Here is a 24,863-nt window from a genome sequence, read left to right as displayed (position 1 = left end):
TAGAAGCTTCGCAAAAGGTAACGGGTTTATCTTGAAATCGGTGTATTTTCTAAAATGGAGTCTGCTAATTCTTGATTCGATACAAGAATGAACAGTCTGGTTTTAACCAGGCGTTATCAGCACGCTGAGGCAGCCTGCCGGCAGTTCATTGGCTGTTCAGTATATTGACCAGACGAAAGACGAGATGGTGTTTACCGGAAAAGTTTACTTCCCCTGTACGGCTCCCGAGAGCCCGGAGTTGATGGCATCTGGCCGCAATCGTGCCACCCGAATGCCCGACAGGCGTTTGTGCAGCAGCAAATAATCGCTGATGGGGTAGGGAGAAATGACAACAGTGCCCTGCTCGGAGGAGGCATGTAACAGATGCATTCTGCCGTTGGGTTGTCGTATGGCCAGTCCCACATGTTTCATGTCCAGGCCGGGCCGGGCGGCCAACAGCATGACAATATCCCCCTCGCGAAGCTGGGACTCTGCCTGGCGGATGTTTTTTGTGGGGATAAATGAAAACGATTGTTGACTGAGGGAGGCTTCGGTTAACGCCAGTTGTTTATAGACGTCTGGATTGCTGAGGTGCGGGTATTTGTAGGTTGCCTTTGTCATGTAGGAAACCGGCTTGGCCACCGTCAGGTTGCCGGGTAGTTCGCTGCTTACGTCTTTGATCAGTCCTTTCTGTTCGTTGTCGCGGAGCCAGTCCGAGAAATAGTGCAATCGGCTGGCATACCCATCGATTCGGCCGTTCCGGTAGCGGAGCCGGGTTAAGTATTGCCGAAATGCCGGTTCGGAGAGGGTTGCGTTGGGCTTGCTGGCCACATCCTGCCAGGCAAGGGTGAGCGCCAGTACGCTTTCCAGATAGGTCGTACAATCAAACTCCCGAAGGTTGACAACCAGTTGTTCGGTCGGATTCTGATCGAGGGTATGCGGAATATAAGGCTTTCCCAGAAACTGCTTTCCGATACTGATTGCCAACTCAGCGGGAGTTTTGCCACTGACCAGCGTCAACGATCGCAAATCGCCGGATGTGCTATCCTGCGCATGTACAAGTACAGAAGCTATCAGAATAAATAATGCAGTAAACAGTTTCGCCATGGATTAATAGTTGGGTAGCCTGTTCATAGGACGAAGACAGGCTAAAAAAGTACCAAATTTTTACGATTTAATCTCCAGTACCCGAACACTCCACGGGGGTAGGAATAACGGTACCCCTGACAATCCAACTGCCTCAATTTTATCATTCGTCAGAAAAATATCTTGCAGTTGAAGGGGTTTCGATGCGTTAAGGCCCATGGCATCGAAGGCAGCAGAAGGAATACGTATTACCGTATCATAACTGTTTTGTTCAGAGAAGTTGCAGACAATCAATAGTTTCTGACGGTCGGTGTACCGCAGATACGTAAAGAGCCGATGCGCATCATAGCCGGGGCTTTGCCCATTGTCATTCACATATTGAAGGTCATAAAAATACCCATTCTGAATAGCATCAGAGCCACTGATCAGGTAATTCAATTGCTGGTAGAATGCCCGAAGCTGGCGCTGGTCATCCGTCAGGTCCGAGCCATCATACCGCCCATGGCTCACCCAGGCCTGCCATTCGGTTACGCCCCAGTAGTCAAAAATGGTTGTTCGGCCATCGTCGCCACTGAACCCTTCCGAACCCTCGGCCCGAACGCCCACCTCCTGACCGAAATACAGCAGGATAGGGCCGGTATGCATTGTTGCGGACAGCGTCATGGCGGGAACGGCCGCCCAGGGGTTGTTGGCAAAAAAACGGGAGGCAATGCGATGCTCGTCGTGATTTTCCAGAAAACGAAGCATATGCTGCGCAAAATCGCCTGATTCCTGCTGCCACACGCGCGTAAGTTCGTAGCATGAGCCATGCCCTTCCATCAGCCGCCGGACAGCGTCGTACAGACCTACCTTGTCGTAGAGGTAATCGAAACCCCCTTCAAAAATAAACGACCGGTATAAGCCGGGGTCGTAAATCTCGGCAATGAAGATGATATGTGGATACTGCTGTTTGACCCGACGGATGACCCACTTCCAGAATTCAATGGGCACCATATGCGCCATGTCGCACCGGAATCCATCGACTCCTTTGGCTGACCAGAACAGCAGAATATCGAGCATCTTGTGCCAGGTGTCCGGAATGGGGTCGAAGTGATGGCTCCAGTCAAAGACGTTGATGCCATAATTCAGCTTTACCGTTTCGTACCAGTCGTTAATGTCAGGGTTGGCCGTAATCGAGCCGCTGCCGGTGACCTTGGCGGGCGATTCAATACCCCAGCCGCCAACGGGCGTATCGCTGGTTAGCTGGTTCGGAACCGGGGAGTTGAAAATCTGGCCGGGCAGGTAATAAAAATTGTTATTTGGCGAAAAGCCCACCGATGTATCATCGTTCTGACCCAGATCGGCAACAGGGCTGGGTTTGGCATCCGACTGATATTGTCGCGCTACGTGGTTGGGAACGAAGTCAATAATGACCTTTAGACTATGCGAATGGGTCCGCTGAATGAGGGCTTCGAACTCCGCCATGCGATCGGGCACACTAACCGCCAGATCCGGATCAACATCGTAGTAGTCTTTGATGGCATAGGGAGAACCGGCCCGGCCTTTTACCACCGCCGGGTTGTCGGGACGGATACCATAGGCCGAATAATTGGTTTGAGTTGCGTGTTCGATAACACCGGTATACCAGACGTGTGTAGCCCCAAACTGGCGAATTGATTGTAGGGCTGCGGTGTTGATGTCATTGAATTTACCAACACCGTTTTCAGCGTACGAACCATTCCATTTATTGGTGATCGACTGATTGCCGAACAGGCGTGTAAAAATCTGATAAATAATCAGTTTATCCATCATGGGGACAACAGACGTCGTATGCATAGAGGTAGGTTGAATCGGACTACGGAAACCTGTACAATCACTGAATACAAAACTATGCCCTTTTTTGACGAAAATGATGGGTTATTTTTGCATTATTGTTGCATTATTTTTAGTCAAAATCAGAATTCAGTGAGTTTATGCTTGATCAATATATGAAAAGGATCATTTTTACATTGGTTGTCATCCTATCCATAGGCTTCCACCCGATACAGGCGCAGCCTGCCCGGATCGAGCGTCTGAACCCCACCAACTGGTGGGTAGGAATGAAGAACCCGAACCTGCAACTGTTGGTCTACGGGCCCAATGCCGGTTCATTGACGTATTCGGTTTCCTATCCCGGTGTGAAGCTGGTGAAAACCCATACGGTCGAAAATCCAAATTATGCGTTTCTGGATTTGACCATTACGCCCTCGGCCAAAGCGGGCACCCTTAAGGTCGTTGGGAAACGGGGAAGTCAAACCCTGACGCAGCCATTTGAACTGAAAGCGCGCGACAAATCGCCGAAAGGGCAGGGAGTTACGGCCGCCGACTTTATTTACCTGATCATGCCCGACCGGTTTGCCAACGGCGACCCGTCGAATGACAAATTTCCTGATATGCTGGATACGCAGGCCGATACCAAAAATCCATATCTGCGGCATGGGGGCGACTTTAAAGGGATCATTAACCGGCTCGATTATCTGAAAGACCTGGGGGTTACCGCCCTCTGGCTAACGCCGGTACTTGATAATGACGAAACGCTGAAAAAGGAAGGCCCCGACCGCAATCAGGCGGGCTACCACGGCTATCACTTCACCGATCACTATAAGATCGATAAGCGATTCGGCGGCACCCAGGGCTATATTGACCTGGCAGCGGCCCTGCACAAACGGGGTATGAAACTGGTGCAGGATGCCGTTTACAACCACATCAGCGACGATCACTGGTTTTTTAAAGATAAGCCCATGAAAGATTGGGTCAACGTCTGGCCAACCTACACTGGCTCAACGCACAAAGAGCAGTCCCTCTATGATCCGCACGGGGCCTCAGCCGATCAGAAAACACTGCTGGATGGCTGGTTTACGGCTTTTTTGCCCGATATGAACCAGCGCAATCCCTACGTTGCCAATTTCCTGATCCAACATGCCATCTGGTCGACGGAGATGTTCAGCCTCGACGCCTGGCGGATTGATACCTACAAATACAACGACCTTGCGTTTATGAATCGCTGTAACAAAGCGCTGATGTATGAGTATCCGAACATTCATCTTTTTGGTGAGTCGGTGGTGAACAACCCCGTGGGGCAGGCTTTTTTTGTTAAGAATACCGTTGGATTTCCCTTTAAAAGCAACCAGCCGGGGGCGCTGGATTTCGTGCTGTATAATGCCTTTAACGATGCCCTGAATCAGAGATTCGACTGGGACTCGGGCGTGAACAGAATTCACCAGGTGCTGGCGCAGGATGATGTATACGCCGACCCCAATAAGCTGGTCACCTTTCTCGAAAATCACGATACCGACCGGTATCTGTCAGTCATTGGTGATGACTTCGATAAATATAAAATCGGGGTTACCTGGCTGCTGACCACCCGCGGTATCCCACATTGGTACTACGGCACCGAAATTTTAATGAAAGGGACCAAAAACCCGAGTGATGCCGAAGTTCGTAAAGATTTTCCGGGAGGATTTCCGGGCGATAAGGAGAACAAGTTCGAGACGGCTGGCCGAACAAATCAGGAAAATGCCGCTTTTCAGTTCGTACGGAAATTAGCCACCTACCGGCGCGATAATCCGGTTATGCATACCGGCAAACTCATGCAATTTGTGCCGCAGGACGGTACCTATGTGTATTTTCGCTACGATGCCAGTAAAACGGTAATGGTGGCAACGAACACCGGCGATAAGGAAATCTCGATTGACACGAACCGCTTTGCCGAACGGATGAAAGGCTTTACGTCTGCCAGAGATGTTCTGACCGACGCTAAACTGAACGATCTGAAACTAGTGAAGTTACCCGCCAAATCGGCGGTTGTACTGGAGTTGCTGAAATAAACAGTCTAGCGGCCCCATACGATGTTGATTTACAGAGCTATGCCTTCAAATATTGTTCGTAAAAACTTGATGTGCCGTTGTAAATTTGAGTGATCTTAACGCAAGTCTATGGGCAAGATCTCTCCGGATGGCAACGGCATATCTGAAAAAGGATAGCCAATAATTTTAAGGTAAATAGTCGTTATCTGTTGAACAAAATCCTCTTTTTGTAGTCATTTAGGGACTTTATGGATTAATAATAAACCAGCCTTTAACAATATCATTTAATGAGTTTGTCGTCTGTTAGTAGCCAGGGCGGTCAAGCGTTTACTGACCCGTTCGCGCACCGTTCCCCCGAAGCGATTCGACTGGCTTTATCGGCTTTCGATGCATCACTGAACAGCGTTGTTTCGATGTCAGCTATGTATGACACCAACGGGCAGGTGGTAGACTTCCTGATGCAATCGGCTAATCCGGCGGTTGAACAGAGTTTAGCCATGACACCGGATCAGATTATTGGCACACGCCTGCTCGATACCTTTCCCGGTAATATCGAATCGGGCTTGTTCGATCTGTATATCCGGGTCATCAAGACCGGACAGCCCGAAAAAACAACCCAATACTATAAAGACGCCAACGGCTTGGAAGCCTGGTTTACGGTGTCGGCAGTTCGGCAGGGGGTAGACACGGTCGTTGTCACTTTCATAAATGTTACCGATAGTAAACAGGCAGAACTGGCGATCAAACAGCAGGCCGATTTGTTTCAAACGGTGCTTGATAATGCCCAGGCAGCGATTTCGCTTCACGAAGCGATTCGCGACGAGGACAACAGGATTGTCGATTTCCGAACACGAATGGCCAATCGACAGGCAAAAGCAATGTGGGGCGATCTGGCCGAACCGATTATGACCCAGCGGTTTTCGGAGGTGGCCCCACCGGCTATGCGGGAGGTCGATTTTCCTAAGTATGTTCGTGTTATAGAAACGGGTGAGCCGGATCTGGCTGAGTTTGCCAATGGGGAGCAATGGTGGCTGCGGGTAGCCGCCAAATCAGGTGATGGCATTGTTATTTCGAACATGAATATTTCGGAAAACCGGCATTATCGCCAGCAACTCGAAGCGGCCAATATGGAGTTAAAGCGGTCTAACGAAAATCTTCAGTCGTTTGCCTACATCGCTTCGCACGACCTGCAGGAACCGTTGCGAAAAATACAGTCGTTTGGCGACCTGTTGAAAGAGCAGTATGGATCGGTGCTGGACGGGGAGGGGCGTTACATGATCGAGCGAATGCAGGCAGCCTCGGAGCGTATGTCGTCCCTTATTCGGGATTTACTGGATTACTCGCGCATTGCGTCGCAGCGGGAGATGTTTCGACCTTTTTCACTGACCCAATTGCTCGAAGATATTGCCGAAGATCTCTGGCACCCTATCCAACTTACCAGGGCCCGGCTTGAATTTGGCGATGGGCAGCCGCTGCCCGATCTGACCGGCGATCGGTTTCAACTCCGGCAGTTATTTCACAACCTCTTGTCAAACGCCCTTAAGTTCTACCGGACGGATGATGTGGCGCAGCCCATTGCGCCGGTCGTGAGGGTATCGGCGGTATTCGTAAAGGGAATCGACCTGTCAACGGACCTACTGCAGGACTTATCGGTTGATAGCGACTATTGGTCCATCAGCGTAGCGGATAATGGTGTGGGGTTCAATCAACGGCATGCCGACCTTATTTTTCAGGTCTTTCAGCGGCTGCACAACCGGGAGCAGGTTGAGGGCACAGGCATTGGGCTGGCCGTGGTTAAAAAAGTGGTCGAGCAGCATGACGGCGCTATTCGCGTTAGCAGTGAAATGGGGAAAGGGACTGTCTTCACGGTTTATCTGCCCGCCTGAATCAATTGGTATTCGTTTGATTTATGCCTTATATTCACCTGTACCCTGGAGCAGGAGAGCAGCGCGCCGGGTAGTTCAGGTCGCGTCAATCCAAAAAAACATGGAAAAGCTTGAGGCATTCTTTCAGGAAAGTGGCTTCGAGCCGGAACAGCGGAGTGTCATTACCCGGCAGTTCCGTTGTCGGGTCGTGAGTAAAGGGGAGTACTACCTGAAAGAAGGCCAAATCAGTCAGCAACTGGGTTTTATTGACCGGGGACTTTTTCACTATTTCTGCACGCGTGAAGGCGAAGAAATAACCACCTACACCACGGGTTCGGGTGGTTTCATTGTGTCGCTGAGTAGCTTTCTGAAACAAAAACCCGCCCGCGAATCCATCCGCGCCCTGGTTGATAGTGACGTCTGGATCATTGACAAGCCCGCCTTCGACCAGCTACGGCGGGAAATCCCGATGTTCGATGTGTTTTATGTGGGTATGCTGGAGGAGCAGATCAACTGTATTGATGAAAGCCGGTTTAACCTGTTGACGCTAACCGCCGAAGAACGCTATCAAAAGCTAATGGCGGAGGAGCCCCGCCTGTTACAGGAAGTGCCCCTCCATCATCTGGCTTCTATTCTGGGCGTAACACCCCGTCACTTAAGCCGAATTCGCGGACAGATTCGGTGAGCGGGATAGGTGGTTCGAAGCGAATGAAATCGTTCGAAGTTACATTTTGTAGTGGTTGCGAATCATACGCTCATACATACCAACGGGCAAAAGGCGTTTGAGCAGAACCGACAACTTCTCGATGGGTTTTCCTACCCGATAAAGCCGGTCTACCCGATCTGACTGGATGATCCGGTTAATCAACGGCCCGAATACATCGGGATCAATTCCCTCGCTAACGCTCTGATCGATCAGATCATACGTCCGGTCAAATGTTTCTTTATAGATGCTGGCAGCGGGGATAGTGGCCCGCAATCTGTTTTTGTTGATGGCTGTTTTTGTGCCACCGGGTTGTACGGTACAGGCTTGTATGCCAAACGGAGCCACTTCCAGGCGGAGGGCTTCCGTCAGGCGGTCGAGGGCTGCTTTGCTGGCACTATAAACGCCCCGGTAGGGTAAACCCGCTTCGGCCGCTATTGAACTGATGTTGATAATGAGCCCCGATTTTTGCTGGTGCATGAGCGGCAGCACGGCCTGTATGGTCCGAATAACGCCCACCACATTGGTGTCGAGCACACGATGGGCATCGGTGAGCGAAACGAGTTCTATGGGCGCGGCAATGCCCAGACCCGCATTGTTGATCAATACGTCGAGTCGACCCTGCTCCGATTTTATTTGTTCGATAGCCTGTTGGATGCTTTCCTCGCTGCATACGTCCATACTCAGCGCATGAAATGACTTCGACGGTCCGGCCTGGCGCGATGTGCCATACACGATGTAACCTTGCTTAACCAGATAATTCGCCATGTGCTCGCCAAGCCCGGTCGACGCACCCGTTATTAGAATAATTTTTGCCATAAGCGTTGTGGCTGAATACGTTTGTTAAAAGCCACACAAGTTGATGCCGCCCAGGTACCCCTGCGCAACGGTGGGACTATTAATTGGAATTAGGCCCCTAAAGTATGAAAGCCGTTCTTATTTGCCTTCGTTCTTTGGAGAATCGAAGAAAGTTTAGGGAGCGCTACCGACTATTTTTTCTTTGGAGCCGGTGGAGTGGGTTTCGTTGACGGCTTCGGTGTGGTGGTGGGCACAACACTCAAACGGGAAAGTACCAGGTTTGTAATGTCGTTTTCTTCCGATGCGTACAGGATATCGGAAGAGCCGCCCGTACCCATATTTAAAATATAATGATAACCATTCTGCTTCGCGGTACTATCAATGGCTTGCTGAACCTTACTCAGGATAGGGCTCATCAATTGCTTGTATTTGTTCTGCAACGATTCCTGAGCCGTCCGGCTGAACTCCTGGACGCGGGTTTGTAAGGACTGCAATTCCGTTTCCCGATCCCGTCGAATTGGTTCAGTCATTTTTGGGCCATTCGACTGGTAATCAGCGTACTTGTCGTTGAATTCTTTTTGCAGCCGTTTTAATTCGTTTTCAGCTTGTGTCTGCTGAATGGTCAACTGGTCGTTTACCTGTTTCGACTCCGGCAGCTGGGAGATAATATAGTCGATTCGGGTAAAGCCAACTTTTAAGTGTTGGGCGTGTGTGTTGAGGCAAAACAGGATCAGTGCTGCCAGGCATGTAGTAATACGTGTTTGCGTGAGGTGTAGTTGGAAACGAAACGGGTGGACTGGCGAATTCATTGGTGGTTATCTAAGAGGACGTTTGTTAAGTAACAAGTTATAGAGAAACTTTAACTCATCGGCAAGCTTAACACTTTTTAACAGCACTACGGGTCAGTAAACAAGCCAATGTCAATCGACTATCGTCTCCTATGGACGATTTTACAACTTCCTGCCTGCGCGTGATCGCCCGCATAGGCTGAGGATAAAACGCAGTCGTTGATCGAATTAGACATTTGTCTAGTAGACGCGCCGGGCAGTCGGCCAACTTTGTATCGTTAATCAAAATCGAAAAGACGATATGAAAGCTATCCTGCTTGCCTGCCTTCTTTTTTTATCAAGCCCCCTCGTTGCCCAGCAATTTTCCCGGCACGAAATCAGTGTCAATGGCTTCCGAAACCCCTCTATCGGGCTTGAATACCGCCGAAGTCATGTTTCCGTTCATGCGGGCTATTACCCGACCAACTTTACGTCGGGTGTTACAACCTCGTTTGTTCGAACGGGCCTTACCTATTGGTTCCTGCCCGTAGGCAAACGGCCAAATCCATCTTCTTTTTACCTGTCTGCGTCGTACGTTCGGGGGTTGGATCGGGACTATGAAGCTAAAAATGGAGCCATGGGCGAAGTTGGTTTTCGATGGATGATCTGGGAAGGGCTTAACCTCCGCATTGGCGTAGCGGTGCTGACCGCACCCGGACAAGACCTGAAAGTAAACCCGACGCCGGGAATCAGCTACGCATTTGCCTGGTAATCATGGATACGCAACGAACAATTCCAACCATGAAAACGACCAGTCAGCCTTCCAGCCGCCTTATTGGTAATTTACTGATACTGGGTGCTGTTTTAGTTATGATCCCGTACACCGTTCTGACCGTGATCTTCGCTTATCCGGCTATTCTCCGGCAGGATGCCGGCCTGCTCTTAACACGTTTTCAGGCGGGTGGAGCTACCCTCATTGCGGTTTGGTGGGCCTTTGCCATGACAGGCCTACCGTTGCTCGAAGCCTATGTGCTCATCGGTCAGCGATTCGAAAGCAAACTCTATTTTGTTCGTTGGGCTACCATGCTGGGCGTCGTGTCGGGTCTGGTACAGATCATTGGCCTCCTGCGGTGGACCTTCGTTGTTCCCGTGCTGGCTTCGACCTATGTCCACACGACCGATCCAGCCATTCGGGCGGCTACCGTGGTATCGTTTAAACTGATTCACCAATACGGCGGTGTGGTGCTGGGCGAACACCTGGGCCAGCTTTTCACCATTGCCTGGACGGTTATGATGGCGTCGGCGTTCAATAAGCTAAAACTATTTCCTGTTTGGGTGAGCTGGTTTGGTTATGCAGCTTCAGCTATCTATTTGCTGGCACAAGGGGAGTTGTTTGCTACCGTTATTCCGGGTTTTCCGGTTTGGGAGCTGGCCGGGCTAATGGGGAGTACCGGCTGGTTGATCTGGCTGATCATGGTAGGCGTTCAGTTTTTGCGACTGGCTACCCGTGAGCACATGGCCGCTCTTGACTAAAACTGTCTACCTTTGCGCCTTATTTAGCCGATAAAGCACAAATGAGTCAGATAAAAGCATTTCTTTTCGACCTTGATGGGGTCATTGTCGATACCGCTATTTACCATTATCAGGCCTGGAAACGGCTTGCCAATGAACTCGGCTTCGACATCTCCGAAGAATTCAATGAAGGGCTTAAAGGCGTGAGCCGGACAGATTCACTGGACCTCATTCTGGCGCATGGCGGACTCTCACTGCCCGATGACAAGAAAGCCGAATTAGCTGCCAAGAAGAATGATTGGTATCTTGAACTTGTCAGTCGAATGACATCCGATGATATTCTGCCTGGCGTCGCTACGTTTTTTTCACAGGTACGTAAAGCCGGGCTGAAAACGGCTTTGGGCTCGGTCAGTAAGAATGCTCCGCTAATTCTGGAGCGTATAGGCATGACTGATGCATTCGATGCAATCATTGATGGTACTAAAATCAGCAAAGGCAAACCCGATCCGGAAGTATTTACGAAAGGCGCCGATGAACTGGGCGTTCGTCCGGATGAGTGCGTCGTGTTCGAAGATGCCGTAGCGGGTGTTGAAGCCGGCAAGCGGGGCGGCATGTTTGTCGTTGGACTGGGTTCCCCCGAGACGCTGGCCCATGCGGATCTGGTGGCTCCCTCGTTGGAAAGCCTGACCGTAGATACCGTCCTGGCAGCCTCTTAATTACGTTTGATGTTTATTGTCAATCTATTTGTAGAAACCAACGTGAATAACGGACATGGAGCAGCTGGTTATCAAGCTGCTCCATGTCCGTTATTCACGCTGAATAGTTTGTAAAGTCAGGTCAGTAGCACGGTCTGTTACAGATCAGTAAGAAGTGTAACCTCGAAAACCCTTACGGAGCAGGGGTAAGGACATCCTGTGCTCCTCTTACCACTTCGATGATGTCAGACGAAAACTCGGCTTTGGGCCAGGCATCGATGATTTGATCTTCTGGTAAGGATTGGGTCAGATTGGCAAAGGCGCGTACCTGAAATCGCATGCCAATGTTCCCTTTGGCAACGCTTCCTGTATAGAGCAACCCTTCCCACACGCCATCTTTAGCGACACCAATTGGGTCCTGTACGTAGTACTCGGGATATTTCGGGTTATGAACAACAAGCCAGACCTGCTTTGCACCGGGTGCTTTCCCCTGGGCAATCATGATCCGGGGAACGGTCATGCCGCTGGTAGGACTCGTAATGATTACTTTACCAGCGGGCAACGCTGAGCGGGAATAAAAAATACTCGCGTAGGTCAGAAGACCGGCCGCGATGCCAAGACTTACCAGAAGAAGAGTACGCCTGTTGATTCGGCTACTCAATGTGACCTTTAATTGTGTTATTGGTGTGGGGGCTACTGGATCAGAAACGGCTGGCGTAATCACCTTTTGCGTTCGTCCTTCCGCATAGGAGCGACAGGTGTTGAGAATTTTCCCTTTTGGAAGGTAGCCGTCGCCTGTGAAGAGCAGGGCCAGTGTGTTTGTGCTGGGGATGTGAATGGTATTATTCGCCCGATCCAGACCTCTTACCGCATAAAACTCCTCATTAAAAGATTCTCGCAGCGGTTCGTAGTTAGTTCTGTTTGTATTGTATTCAAATTCGGGAAATCGGTCTCTATCTAAAAGATGGTACTGTTTATATTTGTTTTTGATGGCCTGCCGAAGGGCTTCCACCTCATTTTCGGTGGTTGATTTGGCTGGGTTTTCCATACCGATGAAAAAAGGGAATTTTTAGGAAAGGATAGAAGCAAAAATGGAAAGATACTGAACGTAAAAATAAACAAAAACGAAATGCGGGCGCTGCATTAGCGGTTACTTTTGTTTACATACAAAAGCGGCCTTTTCGTATTCTTTCCACACCATTAATTTTGTTTTTATTAATTCGACAAATAAATGCCAGCCTATGTGAAGTATTTTCAGAATTATTCCATCAAAGCTTTTGTCTGATCCCAACTGGTTCTGCAAGGTAAAAAGGAAGCCTTCTGAGTAGTCAGATGTTTGGCTGGGCGGGTTCCATGTTTACTCTTTTAACCCCTGGCACAAGGCTAAAAGGAAAGCCAGCCCGAAAATTTGATGGCGAACGGCGTAACGGGAATGCCCGTTCGTCCGACATTGTCCCGGTAGCTAAGCCGGTGAATGGCATCGACACGAAGAACTTTAAAGATGTTATCGATGCCGTAACCTACTTCTATGTAGGGCGTTCGGTTTAGCGAACTAAAACCTTCAACAGCCTGCCCGGCTTCGGTGGCGGCTGGAATAACGGCTAGATTCGTGTTTGTTACGCTCCCGACAAGTACCTTGGCTGTGACCAGTTCACGCCATTTGAGCCGGCGAAGTCCCGGAATCCGGTTAAACAGTAAGCCGCTGAAATTGTGCTCAAACTGTAGGGTAGCCCAGCGGTCGCAGATGAACTCGAAGTAGTTCATCAGGTTAAAGGCGTTACCTACGTAAAACGATGACTCGTTGCCCAAAGGAGTATACAACAGCGGGTAGGGGACCGTCGACGGAATAATACCCGCGCCAACGGTATAATAGGTTCGGCCCAGAACTCCCATCCGAAACGAGTGCTTCATCGTTAACGCCACTCGCTGGTAGTTGAAATCGCTGCCCAGTACATTCTGTAGGCCAAGGGAATACCGCAGCGTGAAAATTGGTTTGCGCGTGGCACCGGCACTCACCCGAACGTTGTCATTTTGCAGAATAACTTCATCCGGCGCAAAGCGTGTTTCAGAAATTAATTCGGTGATCTGATACTGGCTGCGGACAGACTGGTCTCTATCGCTTAGCTGCGGGTTGAACGCAAAGGGAAACATGGGCTCAAAACTGCGATTGCGGAGAGCAACAGTCTGCGTAAATCCTCGCCCCAGTTCACGACGGAAATAAGCCAGATTTTCAAGTTGAAAATACGGTCGGCGGATGTTGCCGAAACGGGCGTATGCACCAAAGAGGGAGTTGTTGCCGATGTTATCGGCCGATACGCCAACGCGTTCCAGATCATAACTCTGCCGAACGCCGACCACAGTCCAGGGTTTGCGGCTCAGAATGTATTCGATGTTAGCGCTGTATTTCAGCTGCTGGTCCTGCGTGCCGTAAGCCACATAACCATTGAGTTGCCACTTCCGGCTAAAGCCCGTATTGGTGCGCAGGCCAAGGCGAAATCGTTGTCCCTCAATCGAGTTTCTGGCATAGGAGTATAAGAGCGGCCCTAGCTCGATGTTCAGCTTGCCAAGTGGTTTGTAGCCAAGAACACCCAGGGCAATGATCTCGCCCGCTACCTTTACAATGGGAATACTGCGTACGGAATCGACCACCTTCATTGCCCTGAACTCATTAGGCGAGAGGGACGTCGGACGAACGCTCTGCCAATAAGCCGCATCGGTTTCTTTAAAGTCATCGGCCAGTTCGAGAGACGGGTCGTAAAAGCCCACATCCTTGGGGAGGTTCTCGATAATATTACTGGCAGATGTAATGAAGCGAATCAACGCACCGGGAGCCCGTGGTGTTGGTTCGTCGGTGTCGATGGTCACCTGCGTCTGGACCGGAAAACGAAGCCCCGATGGGGTTACACTCCAGTCCTGCTCGATATGAAGTTCATCGACGAAGTTAATGTTAGCCTGCTTATCAACGCGCGCGTCCATCTGGGTCAGCGCCATGTGGAGGGTATCGATGAGCATGGTGCCGGTAAACGCCAGATCACTGGTTCGCTTGGGGCCAAAGTCAATGGTGTAACAAACGGTATTGTTCAGCACAACGGTATCCCGCATCCGGAAGGTATAGACGGTTTCCCATTGGCTGCCAATGGGGGATGGAATATCTTTTCGGAGGATATTGAGCGAGTTTCGGTAGAAATTATACTGCTGAAAAGAAGCACCGGTGAGCTGCGCGATCAGACCGCCATCGCTAACGCCCACCCCGGTTACGTGCGATTTCTGCACATATTCTTTTACTTTTTCGGGGTTGGAACGGGCGTAAAAATTAGAGATTGTCTCGGAAATAAAGACCGGTATGGCGGGTTTGCCATTCGCATCCGTAATGGCTGGCAGTTTGCCCAGCAGCCGACTGATGGGACCAGACCGCTTGTTATTTTTACGCTTCCCGGCAAAATTGTTGATGTACCCTTCCACTTTCGTGTAGCTGTCGTACTGGTAGGCCGATAACCGTAGTGGGTTATACTCATCGCGCCGACGAATGGCTTCCCGCATAACACGATAGGCCGGGTCACCTCCTTTCGCGTAAACCTTTACTTCCTTTAGTTTGGTAGATGCCGGCGTTAAGGAGGCATGGATCGTTTGGCTGGCTTGCGGCAGGAGGGGGTAAGAGGCCGTCTTATACCCTAAGCTGAGCACCAGAAGTGAATCGGAGAGCTGCGTAAGGCGCAATGAGTATCGGCCATTGACATCCGACGTTGTACCTGACGTTTTGCCTTTTACTGCAATGCTGGCAAACGGAATACCCTCACCAGTTACCGCGTTCGTTACCTGGCCCGACACCACATAGGTAGTCTGGGCCATAACTGAAAGCGCCGGACCGATGAATAGCAGGCAGAAAGTAAGTCGTAAAATTTGCTTCATTCAATAGTCAGGCGTACAGGTACTTACTTCACTAACCCCTGAGTTAGCAATAGAGTTTACTCGATACCAAAAACTTAACTTAGCAAGGTAGGTTAAGGCGTAATCAGTTAAGGATAAGTGTAATAAAGGAAAAGAAAATTGACTTTTTCCAGGAAATAGGTCTCGGTTTATATATGTCTGTACGCTTTGTTCAGTCGTTTTGTTGCAGCCTTTTTAGGCATGTGTAAAATAAGCTGGCTTACCCCAGGCAATAGTAATCCCCTTTCTCGACCAGCGCTACAAATGCGTGAAGGGTTTTCTTTTTCCGATCGTATCCAGGGTTAAACGTATAGACAGACCGATCGGTATAGGCTGCATTTAGGAAAGAGGAAGCCTGTTAAGCACTTGTATAAAATGAAAAATCCATCTAACTCCAGTTGAAATGTTTTCAGTTAGATGGATTTTAACAGGGTCAACGGCTCTTACTGCACTGATGGGAAGGCCCGTTGTGCCGCAATGATCTTCCATTTCTTCTCCTGCTCCTTCAGCACGTGTGAATAAACGGACGGCGATGTGGCGGTTGAGTTGGTGGATGTACCATATACCAGAATCGTGTGGTCGTCAAGGGCTTCGGCACGATCTACTTTTGTTTTTATCACTTCCGGTGTCGTTCGTTTCAGGATATTCTTCTGAAGATCAGAACCGCTCAAAATAGTACCAGCCTCGGTCAATAGGGCTGTTTTAACGGGCATTACCGCAGCCAGAGCACCGGTATCACCTTTCGTATAGGCTGTTGCATAGGCAGTTTCAACGGCATTGGCAATGGAATCAACGGCGGTTTGTGCCAGTGGTCCACCGCGTGGCCGACTACCCCGAACGAGGTCTTTGCCCGCGTTGCCTAACTTCTTGAAGACAGGGACATCGAAACCGATGCCAGCGGCAAAAATGGCAACGATAACGACCGGAACGATTAACTCTTTCTGGATACTGCCCGTCCGTCGATTTTTAGAATACCCAACAATCGACGCCCAGTTATTGACGATGTGAAACACGGCAGCCGTGAAAAACAGAATGCCAAACCAGGCGTGGGTATGGTCAACCACATAACCACCCTGGCCAAAATAGATCAGGAGACCGGTAATGGACAGCACGAAGAAGACGGCAGAAACGGACAGGCTAACCAGGTTTTTTGATTTCATAATAGTCTTAAAGTGAATGTTACGGTAAAGGTAAAATAAACACAATTGGGAGCAAACGAGAAACCCCTCCTGCAAAGCAAGAGGGATTGATCACCAACCTAATCTAATTGATTGTGCTCCCGTATAGTCGCATTCAGCTCTGTACGGGAGCTATGTCTTGTTATCAGCGTGGGCGTCCACCGCGGGCACCACCACTAGCCGGAGCCGCCTGCTGTGTGCCTTGTGGCTGGTTGTCGCCACCGCCTTCGCCATCTTTTACGTCGTCATTATTAACCGACTTCCGGCGTTTCTGTGGGGCATCGAAACTCATTTTGCCAAGTTTGTAGCTAAACGTCATACGAACCCCCGCGTTGTAAAAGCTCGTTTGAGAATTCTGCGTCAGGATAGGCGACGATAATTCGGAGCGCTGCGTGAAGGGGTGGTTGAAGATGTTCTCTCCGGCAATACCCAGGCTGGCCTTCTTGTTATTGAATTCTTTCCGGACACCAATGCTGTAAAAATACATGGGACTCTGATAACCCTGCAACTGGATCTGCTTGCCCCGGCCGCCACCGAACAACTGGAAGCCCCAGCCGTTTGTGAGCGAAACGCTGCTTTGAATCCGGCCTCCAATTACCCAACCCGAGTTCGATGCTGAATAAATTGGATTCGCGTTGTTATTGGTCAGGTTGACATGGTAGAGGTCGAGGCCACCACCCAACTGGAGTTTACGGAACAGCGTACCATTACCAAACAGGTTCAGGCCAACGGCATCCTGACGACCCACGTTCTGATAGGTGGTTCGGATAACTTGTTGAAGAACCGGGTTCGTAATGTCGCCGAACGACTCCCTCGATACATCACGGACAGCGGTGATTTCGTTGGCCGTACGACGGGCAAACAGCGATGCGTTTAGGTATAAGCCTTTGATGTTGGCGCTGGTGCTGAACTCGACGTTGTCGGTCAATTCGGGCGATAGGTATGGGTTACCGATCGTAATGTTAGTTGGGTTAGCTGCGTTGATGTTCGGGTTCAGGAATTGAATACCCGGACGCTGAATCCGGCGGTTATAAGCCAGTTTGATGATCTTACCGCCCTTCAGGCTTTTCGAAATATTGATGCTCGGAACCAGGTTGCCGTAATCTGGAATGGACGAGGCCGCTCCGGCGCTTTCGTTGCTGAACCGGGCATTGATGAAGGTATATTCGTAACGTGCGCCAGCTTTGATGGTAAACTTGCTCTTTGTCGTCATTGTGTACGACAAATAAGAAGCTGCAATATTCTGGTCGTAGTCCAGCGTGTTGCCAAGGCGGCTATTATCGATAATGAAATCGCCGGTATCGCCATTGGCCAGGAAATACTGGAACTGGCTGTTCACCTGCCGGAAGATACCTTTTGCGCCAAACTCCAGCAACTGGTTGGTTTTGATAGGGGTTTGATAGTCAATTTGCAGGGTTGATTCCTGGTTGTAGCTGAGGTTATCGTTTTTCTGACGAGCCGTAATCGTCTGGAAATCGGTACCGCCCAGGATGTCAGCGACGAAATTGTTGGTTCGGTTATTCCGGCTGAAGAGCGCCAGGATGCTGAATTCCTGCTGTGGTTTGTAAATTTTGGTATAGGTCAGGTTCGCATCTACTGTTCCCGACAGGTCTTTTGTCTGTACGTTCCGGTTATTAACGATCGGGAAGTAGCTGTTGGGGCTGATCGTTTGTGTAAACAGATTGTACTGATTGGCAGTCCCGTTACGGGCGCCGTAGCGAACGCTGGCCGTAAGCGAGGTGCGCTTGTCAACGTCGTAATCCCAACCCAGCTGGTAGTTGCCAAACAGACGCTGGCTGAGCGTGTTGGCCGTTTGGGTGGTGCGGGTGCTGGCTGAATAAGTGTTGGTAGCTGCGTCGTAATTTCGGGTTGTCTGGTCGTTGGCGAATGCACCTTTAACGTTGTATTCTGCCCGTCCGAATCCGCTGAGCGAAAAGCCCATTTTGCCGGTGCGGTAGTTACCGCTCAGTCCCAGGTTAGAGCCCCGGTTGCCAACACCACCGTTTACATCGAGCGTAGCGCCCTGTAAGGTGGTTTTCTTGGTAACGATATTAATGATACCGGCAGACCCTTCCGCATCGTATTTGGCAGATGGTGAGGTAATAACTTCTACCGTCTTGATCATGTCGGCCGGAATCTGCTTCAAGGCATCGGCTACGCTGCTGGCGACAATGGTCGAGGGCTTGTTATTGATCAGGACCGTTACGTTGCTGCTACCCCGGAGGCTTACGTTACCGTCCAGATCGACAGAGAGCATGGGAACTTTACGTAGAATATCACCCGCATCGCCCCCTTTGGCCGCAATGTCTTTATCGGCATTGTAAACGAGCCGGTCTACTTTCTCTTCGATCATAGCGGCCTGGCCTACTACGTTTACTTCATTCAGGGTACGAACGTCGGCCGAGAGTTTAATGGTGCCCACGTTAATATCACTGCCCCGGTCAATGGTAACCACGGCACTGCGTTTGTCTTTGTAGCCGATGAACGAGTATTGAAGCCGGTACCGACCCGGTGCCACTTTGCCAAGTGTAAATTTCCCTTTGGCATCGGCGGTTGTTCCGTCTATCGGTTTGTTGGTTGTTAAGTTGAGCAGGGCAATAGTGGCGAACTCAACGGGTTTGCTGGTTGTCGAATCCATCAGAACACCACTGATCTTTCCGTTGCCACGGGCAATGGGTTCGGCTTCTGAGGGGGTGCTGCCCGGTTGTGGCTGTACCCCAATGGTTGTGGGGCCACCTGGCGCAGTGAAATTATCCGGGCGGGTGGTAGCGGGTCTTGCCCCGAAAGGGTCGGCTACCGGAGCCGTGGTTGCCGGCGTCACTACTGTACCGCTGGCAGGTGCTCCGGGTTGCGTAGGATTTTGGGCGAAACTAGCAGTCGCATTAACGATGAGTACAGATAGTAACAGGGCTTTCATGAGTTCTTTTATTAATGGGTCAAAATTGAACCTGTATTACTACAACCGAAAACCAATCTGGCTGAATGCCGTTTTTTTGTTGTCGAAAGCGAAGAATAGCCGTGCGAAGAATAAACTAAATGCCGGGGTTTTTCGCTTGGCTATCCCTGGCCTGGTAACTGAAACAATGAGTGATCGGTCAACAAAAAGGTGAATGGAGACGTGGAGGCTTGTTCGTAATCGAGTACATTTGTCGGTTTATTAGTAACTTAGCCAACGCCGTTTTGGGCTTATATGACGCGACTTTTTTTATTTCTGGCCCTGTTCTGTCCTGTCTTTTTTCTATTTGCCTATAATTCAGGTTACGGTTACGACGCCTATGAATACCTGGTACTTGCCCGTACCCTCAGCGAAGGCTATTCCCTCTACGACTTCATTCCCTCAAAATCATACCTGCTGTACTCGTCAACCAGCGTGCTTCTCAACCTGTTGGGGGGCTATAATCACGTGAGCGTTTCGGCCCTGATAACGCTGCTGGCTACCGGGGTTGTCGTGTCGGCCTGGCGGGCCGGGCGGGTGTTTGGTAACCGGGCAGCTTTGCTGGCGGTGGCTATAAGCGCCGGTAGTTGTTTTTTCATGGAAATGAATTTCCTGGAGCCCGAAAGCTGGGTGGCCATCTTTGGCCTGAACGCCTTTGCTGTGGTCGTTCGTGAAAACGGCCGTCCGAATTGGCGATGGCTGGCTGCCGGTGTCTTACTGGGTGTTGCGATGTGCTTTAAAAGTGTTGCCGCCTTCTACGTGGCCGGCCTGGGCGCCTTTATCCTGGTTCTGTGGCTGACCGGTCGTCTAACATTCGGACCCATGGTGGGGCGGGGTATGCTGGTGCTTCTGGGCTTTGCCCTGCCGCTGGTTGGTTCAGCCCTCTATTTCTACGCAACCAATCGGCTGGAGGCTCACCTGGAATGGACGTATATCTATCCCTTTAGCGGCTATCCTTCTCACACGATCTTCCTATTGAAGTTTATCATTAAACTGAGTTGGCTGCTCACGCTCCTTCTTGTATCATTCGTGCTTGTCTGGAAGGAGCCGTATCGGAGCCTGTACCGGCAGACACCAGCACTCTGGCTGGCTTTATTGATGGCGGGGTTTTCCTGTGTAGCCATGCTGAAAACACAGGCCAGTCATTACTTCTTCCCGGCAGCGGTCTTTTTTGCCCTGCACCTGGGGTATATCATCGACCAATGGTTAATCCGCTACGAAGCTCGTCATACACATATTCCTTACCGACTGGTAATGATTGGGGGTGGTCTGGCAGGCGTTCTGTTACTCATCAGCGGATTTCTGTATCGCCCCGATGCTATCAAACGGTTCGTTAGTATTGCCGATTATTCGGGCGAAGAGCAGGCTGGTAGTTTTATCCGGGAGTTGGCCGGTCCTACCGGCAAGGTACTGATCTTTGATAATGCGATGAGCTTGTATTACCTGTCGGATCGGGAGCCTAATGTGCCCTTTATTTTTACGGAAATGCAGACGACCCATTATATCGAGTCGCATCCGGATACCTACGGACAGGCACTGGCTGACACCAGCCTGAAGCTGGTTATATTTGGCAATCGGTCAAGTTTGATTGATGATAGTACGGCACTGGCAAAGCCCGTCAATGCCTATGCCATCCGACAACTTCAGGCTGGATTGAGAAAAAATTTCGTACAGGTTAAAAATCCCCGTTTCCCCTTGATTTATTGGGTACGTAAGTAACCTGAATATTGTTCTTCTGTTATCGCTTATCTTTGCTTTATGCTGCTATCTGTTCTCATTCCTGCTTATAACGAGATTAAGTCTATTGATATATTACTTGAAAAAATTCAGGCGGTTCCCATAAACAAAGAAATCATTATTGTTGACGATGGTTCTACAGATGGTACCCGCGAACGACTCGACACCTATCGCTCAGTGCCTAACGTTCGGGTTGTTTTCCACGAAAAGAATCAGGGTAAAGGCGCTGCTATTCGTACGGCCATACAACACATGACCGGCACAATAGCAATCGTTCAGGATGCTGATCTGGAATATGAACCTCAGGATTATCTGGCGTTGGTACAGCCAATTGTCGACGGGAAAGAGAAGGTAATTTACGGTTCAAGGTTCCTCAAACCGGAAAACCGCCATTCTTACTTCAGCTTCTACGTGGGTGGGCAGGTCGTTACCCTATTGACCAATATCCTCTTTAATCAGCGGCTCACCGACGAGCCTACGTGTTATAAAGTGTTTGATGCCAACTTACTCCGCTCAATTCCTTTAGAATGCACACGCTTTGAATTCTGCCCTGAGGTTACGGCCAAAGTAGCCAAGCAGGGTATTCGTATTCGGGAGTTACCCATAAGCTATTATCCCCGCTCTATCGCCGAAGGAAAAAAAATATCCTGGCTGGATGGCATCGAAGCAATCTGGGTATTGCTGAAATATAGGATTGTGAAATAGTTAGTAAGTCCGTAAGCGGCTTCGCCCAAGTTGGTAAGTCGGTAAGTGGCTGACGCATGAGTTTTGCAGTCCTGCGTCAGCCACTTACTGACTTACCAACCTGGGCGAAGCCGCTTACGGACTTATTCCTCCCGTTCTTTCAACAGACTCGTAAATAACTTGGGGACGGGGGCGCTGAAACGCATGGGCTGCCCGGTGATGGGGTGCTCGAAGGCAAGTGTTTCGGCGTGAAGACCCAGCCGACCGATGGGGTCGGTGGTCGCCCCGTATTTGGTATCGCCCGCGATGGGGTGGCCGATGTCCTGCATATGTACCCGAATCTGATTTTTGCGCCCTGTTTCCAGTTCCAGCTCCAGTAAGGCATACCCGTTATTCGCCTTCAAAATGGTATAGTTGGTAATGGACAACTGGCCGGTGTCAGGGTTCTGGCTCGAGTACACGATGAGCGCTTTGCTTTCGCGGAGGTAGGAGGTGATCCGGCCTTTCTCAGACGTGGGAACCCCTTCTACAAGGGCCACGTAGGTACGCTCTTTGGTTGTTGCATTCCAGGATTCCTGCATCGGCCGCTGAACCTGTTCGCTCCGGGCAAACATCATAACCCCCGATGTTTCACGATCCAGTCGGTGGATGATAAATATCTTGTTCTTCGGATTTTCCTTTTTGACGTAGTCGCTCAGAATGCCGTAAGCAGTGCGATCCCGTTCTTTATTGGTTGCCATGGAAAGCAACCCTGCCTGTTTGTTAATGACAATGAGGCTCTGATCTTCATAGAGAATGGTCAGCCCCCGGTACTGAGAGGTTTCAGGAGCCCGGTTTCCGGCGACAGTAACGATCTGACCGGCTTTGAGTGGGTGATTGAATTGAGTATAAACTTTGCCATCGATCAGAATCTGTTTGTTACTGAGTAATGACTTGATATTGTTTCGGTTTTTGTGCGGTAGTTGAGCAAGCAGAAAGGCCATCAATTCGATGGGTTCTGATACCGTCAGTTTAACATCTGTTCGCTGGCCGCGTTGCCGCCGGGGCTCTTTTGCATTGTCCATGCTACAAAGGTACGTTTTCATTCCTGATCTTACCTGTAGGCTTCTTTTCTTCTACCCGACTATTTACTGAACCTCCTGCTTCTTCTTTATTAATGAATAAGCAAGTTCATTTTATCAATGTAATATTGATTAGTGGATACAAAAACGCGGTGCCAAAATTTAAGATTTAAGGATATTAATGAACACAATTTGGCATCCTGCTCTGATAATAAACAAGTTACTGAAAATTTATTTTACATAATTCTATATGTAATAAAATGTTCACTATTGGCACGAAATTGGATAATATGTTAATCAATGGTATTTAATATTAATAAATAGTCAGTTTATATTGATAAGTTATAACTAAGAAACTTCGCTCGAGGCTTTGAATGAAGTCTTCTTGTGTTAATCTATGAAAGACGTGTATCGCTCATTTACGGCTTCAATCCACCGCTGCACTGGGGCTGGGTTTATCGTAATGATCTTCCTGACACGAGGGGCAACGACGAATCCACTGGTTACCGCAGGGGCCGTTACATTCAGTAATCTGCCTAATCCTGTCGTTGACCAGGCCTATGCCATTCGTTTATACGCCACATCGGGGATTTGCTATCTGGATGCCGTCGTTACGCTTGATTCTATAACCTGTTAATGTCCCGCGCCTGCTTGCGTGATAGTTTCGGTAACGCCTTAAAAATGAATAGTTTAAGTAATGATTATAGTAGATATGTGCTTGCCGTTTGATGAATATTTTACTCGCTTAACCAATGAATAAAACTCTACAATTTAATCTACCCCTGCCCAGGCAGATGATGATGTACTGTTGGCTATTGGCCTTACTGCTGATGAGCCAGCTGACGAAGGGCTATGTGCCCCATAAGGAATCAGCCCCCAAGCTATTGGGCATCGGTGACTTTGTCTTTCTGGATTACAATAGAAACGGTATACAGGACGCCGGAGAGCCAGGTATTGCAAACGTTCGTCTTCGGTTGTACCAAAGCGGGATCGAACGTGCCCAGACAACAACGGATAACAACGGTCAGTACACATTTGCCGCGGGACTTGTTGCCAATACCGCTTATGAAGTTCGTATTGATCCCACTGACTTTCCTACTGGATTGAAGTTGACCGGTTATCAGCAGGGAAGTAACCGGGAAGTGGACAGTGACGCTCAGTTAATTGGTGGGAACGCTGTTATTTTTCTGACAACCAACAGCACAAATACGCAGGATAATTCTTACGACATTGGTTTCGTGGCAGGTAATCCAGATTTGATCGTTACAAAAACGACGAATGTCTCCCAGACCACGCTGGGCAGCAATGCAACCTTCACGATACAGGTAAACAACTCGGGAAGCGGAGCCGCTACAAACGTAATTGTACGGGACACGCTCGATGTTGGGCTTGCTTATGTGTCCTCGTCGCCAACAGCCACAACGGCGGCTTATGGAGCTACCCGTATCTTATCGTGGAATATCGGTACAATAACCGCCGGTGCCAGTACGAGTTTGACTGTCACAACCACAACACGTGCTGAGGGTGTTCTGTATAACACAGCTTATGCAACGACAACGGATACCGAGAGCAGTACCGCCAATAATTCGGCCAGAACGTGTGTTACCGTTCCAATCAAGCTGTGTGCCGGGGAGGAGTATGTGGCCAGTTTGCCGGCTCAATATACCAACGTTCAATGGTTTAGAAATGGCGGTACTACACCTGTTGGTAGTGGAAACAGCTTTACAATTGTGCAGTCGGGCAGTTACACATTTACGACGACCGCTAATGTTAGTTGCCCTGCCAATGGGTGTTGTCCTATTATTGTAGAGGATGGACTTGTACCAACACTGGCTATTACACCCACGAACCCGGTGATCTGTCAGGGACAGAGTACAAACCTATCGGTATCTGGCTGTACGGGCGGAACCTTACTGTGGAGTGCTAACACGTCTAGTGCGACTACCACCAGTGTTTTAGTCGCTCCAACCTTAACGACAGTCTATTCCGTAACCTGTACCCCAACAGCCTATGGAACCTGTCCGGGGGTAACGTCGACAACCGTAACGGTGAACCCATCGGTGACGGCCACCTTGTCGAGCCTGACGATCTGTAACGGCACCAGCGGTACCC

Annotated in this window: 19 protein-coding genes; 10 read left to right on the top strand and 9 right to left on the bottom strand. The window is 49.8% G+C overall.

The window, feature by feature from the left end:
* Positions 1–204: 204 nt before the first annotated feature.
* Entirely contained in the window at positions 205–1,086 is an 882-nt protein-coding gene (locus ACYVK4_RS32595) for an N-acetylmuramoyl-L-alanine amidase-like domain-containing protein (protein WP_461131767.1), read from the bottom strand.
* Positions 1,087–1,146: 60 nt separating this feature from the next.
* Positions 1,147–2,880, bottom strand: a complete 1,734-nt coding sequence (locus tag ACYVK4_RS32590) for an alpha-amylase family protein (RefSeq protein ID WP_461131766.1) — start codon at positions 2,878–2,880, stop codon at positions 1,147–1,149.
* A gap of 152 nt (positions 2,881–3,032) precedes the next feature.
* On the opposite strand from ACYVK4_RS32590, the gene ACYVK4_RS32585 reads away from it, so the two are divergent.
* The 3 genes from ACYVK4_RS32585 to ACYVK4_RS32575 all read left to right on the top strand — a co-directional run bounded on the left by ACYVK4_RS32585 (position 3,033) and on the right by ACYVK4_RS32575 (position 7,439).
* Positions 3,033–4,910, top strand: coding sequence for a glycoside hydrolase family 13 protein (locus ACYVK4_RS32585; protein WP_461131765.1), 1,878 nt, complete (start codon positions 3,033–3,035; stop codon positions 4,908–4,910).
* Positions 4,911–5,176: 266 nt separating this feature from the next.
* Positions 5,177–6,775: a sensor histidine kinase gene (locus tag ACYVK4_RS32580; RefSeq protein WP_461131764.1), complete on the top strand. Its 1,599-nt coding sequence runs from the start codon at positions 5,177–5,179 to the stop codon at positions 6,773–6,775.
* Positions 6,776–6,875: 100 nt separating this feature from the next.
* Positions 6,876–7,439, top strand: coding sequence for a Crp/Fnr family transcriptional regulator (locus ACYVK4_RS32575; RefSeq protein WP_461131763.1), 564 nt, complete (start codon positions 6,876–6,878; stop codon positions 7,437–7,439).
* A gap of 39 nt (positions 7,440–7,478) precedes the next feature.
* Here the strand turns inward: ACYVK4_RS32575 and ACYVK4_RS32570 are convergent, their stop codons facing one another.
* Together ACYVK4_RS32570 and ACYVK4_RS32565 are read right to left on the bottom strand one after the other, a co-directional pair.
* Positions 7,479–8,276 (bottom strand): SDR family oxidoreductase, encoded by a 798-nt coding sequence (locus tag ACYVK4_RS32570; protein ID WP_461131762.1) that lies wholly within the window; start codon positions 8,274–8,276, stop codon positions 7,479–7,481.
* A gap of 170 nt (positions 8,277–8,446) precedes the next feature.
* Entirely contained in the window at positions 8,447–9,064 is a 618-nt protein-coding gene (locus ACYVK4_RS32565) for an OmpH/Skp family outer membrane protein (RefSeq protein WP_461131761.1), read from the bottom strand.
* Between the two features lie 280 nt (positions 9,065–9,344).
* On the opposite strand from ACYVK4_RS32565, the gene ACYVK4_RS32560 reads away from it, so the two are divergent.
* From ACYVK4_RS32560 to pgmB, 3 genes are read left to right on the top strand one after another with little or no spacing between them, the layout of a single operon-like run.
* Positions 9,345–9,794 carry a hypothetical protein gene (locus tag ACYVK4_RS32560; protein ID WP_461131760.1) on the top strand — a complete coding sequence of 150 codons (450 nt, stop codon included), beginning with the start codon at positions 9,345–9,347 and terminating at the stop codon, positions 9,792–9,794.
* Positions 9,795–9,823: 29 nt separating this feature from the next.
* Positions 9,824–10,555: a DUF4386 domain-containing protein gene (locus ACYVK4_RS32555; protein WP_461131759.1), complete on the top strand. Its 732-nt coding sequence runs from the start codon at positions 9,824–9,826 to the stop codon at positions 10,553–10,555.
* 41 nt (positions 10,556–10,596) lie between these two features.
* The gene (pgmB, locus tag ACYVK4_RS32550) at positions 10,597–11,250 is read left to right on the top strand and encodes a beta-phosphoglucomutase (RefSeq protein WP_461131758.1); all 654 of its coding nucleotides are present in this window, start codon (positions 10,597–10,599) and stop codon (positions 11,248–11,250) included.
* Between the two features lie 172 nt (positions 11,251–11,422).
* Here pgmB and ACYVK4_RS32545 read toward each other — a convergent pair whose 3' ends face one another.
* The 4 genes from ACYVK4_RS32545 to ACYVK4_RS32530 all read right to left on the bottom strand — a co-directional run bounded on the left by ACYVK4_RS32545 (position 11,423) and on the right by ACYVK4_RS32530 (position 19,251).
* Positions 11,423–12,277: a hypothetical protein gene (locus tag ACYVK4_RS32545; RefSeq protein ID WP_461131757.1), complete on the bottom strand. Its 855-nt coding sequence runs from the start codon at positions 12,275–12,277 to the stop codon at positions 11,423–11,425.
* Between the two features lie 335 nt (positions 12,278–12,612).
* Positions 12,613–15,138 (bottom strand): DUF5686 family protein, encoded by a 2,526-nt coding sequence (locus ACYVK4_RS32540; RefSeq protein ID WP_461131756.1) that lies wholly within the window; start codon positions 15,136–15,138, stop codon positions 12,613–12,615.
* 461 nt (positions 15,139–15,599) lie between these two features.
* Positions 15,600–16,316 (bottom strand): DUF4405 domain-containing protein, encoded by a 717-nt coding sequence (locus ACYVK4_RS32535; RefSeq protein ID WP_461131755.1) that lies wholly within the window; start codon positions 16,314–16,316, stop codon positions 15,600–15,602.
* Positions 16,317–16,479: 163 nt separating this feature from the next.
* On the bottom strand, positions 16,480–19,251 hold the full coding sequence (locus ACYVK4_RS32530; protein WP_461131754.1) for a TonB-dependent receptor: 2,772 nt from the start codon (positions 19,249–19,251) through the stop codon (positions 16,480–16,482).
* Positions 19,252–19,524: 273 nt separating this feature from the next.
* On the opposite strand from ACYVK4_RS32530, the gene ACYVK4_RS32525 reads away from it, so the two are divergent.
* Both ACYVK4_RS32525 and ACYVK4_RS32520 read left to right on the top strand, forming a co-directional pair.
* The gene (locus ACYVK4_RS32525) at positions 19,525–20,988 is read left to right on the top strand and encodes an ArnT family glycosyltransferase (RefSeq protein WP_461131753.1); all 1,464 of its coding nucleotides are present in this window, start codon (positions 19,525–19,527) and stop codon (positions 20,986–20,988) included.
* 39 nt (positions 20,989–21,027) lie between these two features.
* Entirely contained in the window at positions 21,028–21,711 is a 684-nt protein-coding gene (locus ACYVK4_RS32520) for a glycosyltransferase family 2 protein (protein WP_461131752.1), read from the top strand.
* 122 nt (positions 21,712–21,833) lie between these two features.
* On the opposite strand, the gene ACYVK4_RS32515 is transcribed toward ACYVK4_RS32520, so the two are convergent.
* The gene (locus ACYVK4_RS32515) at positions 21,834–22,754 is read right to left on the bottom strand and encodes an RluA family pseudouridine synthase (protein ID WP_461131751.1); all 921 of its coding nucleotides are present in this window, start codon (positions 22,752–22,754) and stop codon (positions 21,834–21,836) included.
* A 394-nt stretch (positions 22,755–23,148) separates the two neighbouring features.
* Between ACYVK4_RS32515 and ACYVK4_RS32510 the strand changes: the two genes are divergently transcribed.
* Positions 23,149–23,388 (top strand): hypothetical protein, encoded by a 240-nt coding sequence (locus tag ACYVK4_RS32510; protein ID WP_461131750.1) that lies wholly within the window; start codon positions 23,149–23,151, stop codon positions 23,386–23,388.
* A 115-nt stretch (positions 23,389–23,503) separates the two neighbouring features.
* Positions 23,504–24,863 (top strand): SdrD B-like domain-containing protein (locus tag ACYVK4_RS32505; RefSeq protein WP_461131749.1); only part of this gene is annotated, 1,360 nt, incomplete at its 3' end.

It is taken from the genome of Spirosoma aerophilum (genome assembly GCF_054782495.1).
Note: the sequence above shows the minus strand (reverse complement) of the source record. Positions and strands in the feature narration are given on the sequence as shown.

Bases quoted from the DNA above. Each gene is read 5' to 3' on its own strand.
- ACYVK4_RS32545 (WP_461131757.1), bottom strand. From the start codon at position 12,277: ATGGAAAACCCAGCCAAATCAACCACCGAAAATGAGGTGGAAGCCCTT.
- ACYVK4_RS32560 (WP_461131760.1), top strand. From the start codon at position 9,345: ATGAAAGCTATCCTGCTTGCCTGCCTTCTTTTTTTATCAAGCCCCCTC.
- ACYVK4_RS32570 (WP_461131762.1), bottom strand. From the start codon at position 8,276: ATGGCAAAAATTATTCTAATAACGGGTGCGTCGACCGGGCTTGGCGAG.
- ACYVK4_RS32590 (WP_461131766.1), bottom strand. From the start codon at position 2,880: ATGCATACGACGTCTGTTGTCCCCATGATGGATAAACTGATTATTTAT.
- ACYVK4_RS32595 (WP_461131767.1), bottom strand. From the start codon at position 1,086: ATGGCGAAACTGTTTACTGCATTATTTATTCTGATAGCTTCTGTACTT.
- ACYVK4_RS32540 (WP_461131756.1), bottom strand. From the start codon at position 15,138: ATGAAGCAAATTTTACGACTTACTTTCTGCCTGCTATTCATCGGTCCG.
- ACYVK4_RS32555 (WP_461131759.1), top strand. From the start codon at position 9,824: ATGAAAACGACCAGTCAGCCTTCCAGCCGCCTTATTGGTAATTTACTG.
- ACYVK4_RS32565 (WP_461131761.1), bottom strand. From the start codon at position 9,064: ATGAATTCGCCAGTCCACCCGTTTCGTTTCCAACTACACCTCACGCAA.
- ACYVK4_RS32535 (WP_461131755.1), bottom strand. From the start codon at position 16,316: ATGAAATCAAAAAACCTGGTTAGCCTGTCCGTTTCTGCCGTCTTCTTC.
- ACYVK4_RS32580 (WP_461131764.1), top strand. From the start codon at position 5,177: ATGAGTTTGTCGTCTGTTAGTAGCCAGGGCGGTCAAGCGTTTACTGAC.
- pgmB (WP_461131758.1), top strand. From the start codon at position 10,597: ATGAGTCAGATAAAAGCATTTCTTTTCGACCTTGATGGGGTCATTGTC.
- ACYVK4_RS32515 (WP_461131751.1), bottom strand. From the start codon at position 22,754: ATGGACAATGCAAAAGAGCCCCGGCGGCAACGCGGCCAGCGAACAGAT.
- ACYVK4_RS32530 (WP_461131754.1), bottom strand. From the start codon at position 19,251: ATGAAAGCCCTGTTACTATCTGTACTCATCGTTAATGCGACTGCTAGT.
- ACYVK4_RS32510 (WP_461131750.1), top strand. From the start codon at position 23,149: ATGAAAGACGTGTATCGCTCATTTACGGCTTCAATCCACCGCTGCACT.
- ACYVK4_RS32520 (WP_461131752.1), top strand. From the start codon at position 21,028: ATGCTGCTATCTGTTCTCATTCCTGCTTATAACGAGATTAAGTCTATT.
- ACYVK4_RS32525 (WP_461131753.1), top strand. From the start codon at position 19,525: ATGACGCGACTTTTTTTATTTCTGGCCCTGTTCTGTCCTGTCTTTTTT.
- ACYVK4_RS32585 (WP_461131765.1), top strand. From the start codon at position 3,033: ATGAAAAGGATCATTTTTACATTGGTTGTCATCCTATCCATAGGCTTC.
- ACYVK4_RS32575 (WP_461131763.1), top strand. From the start codon at position 6,876: ATGGAAAAGCTTGAGGCATTCTTTCAGGAAAGTGGCTTCGAGCCGGAA.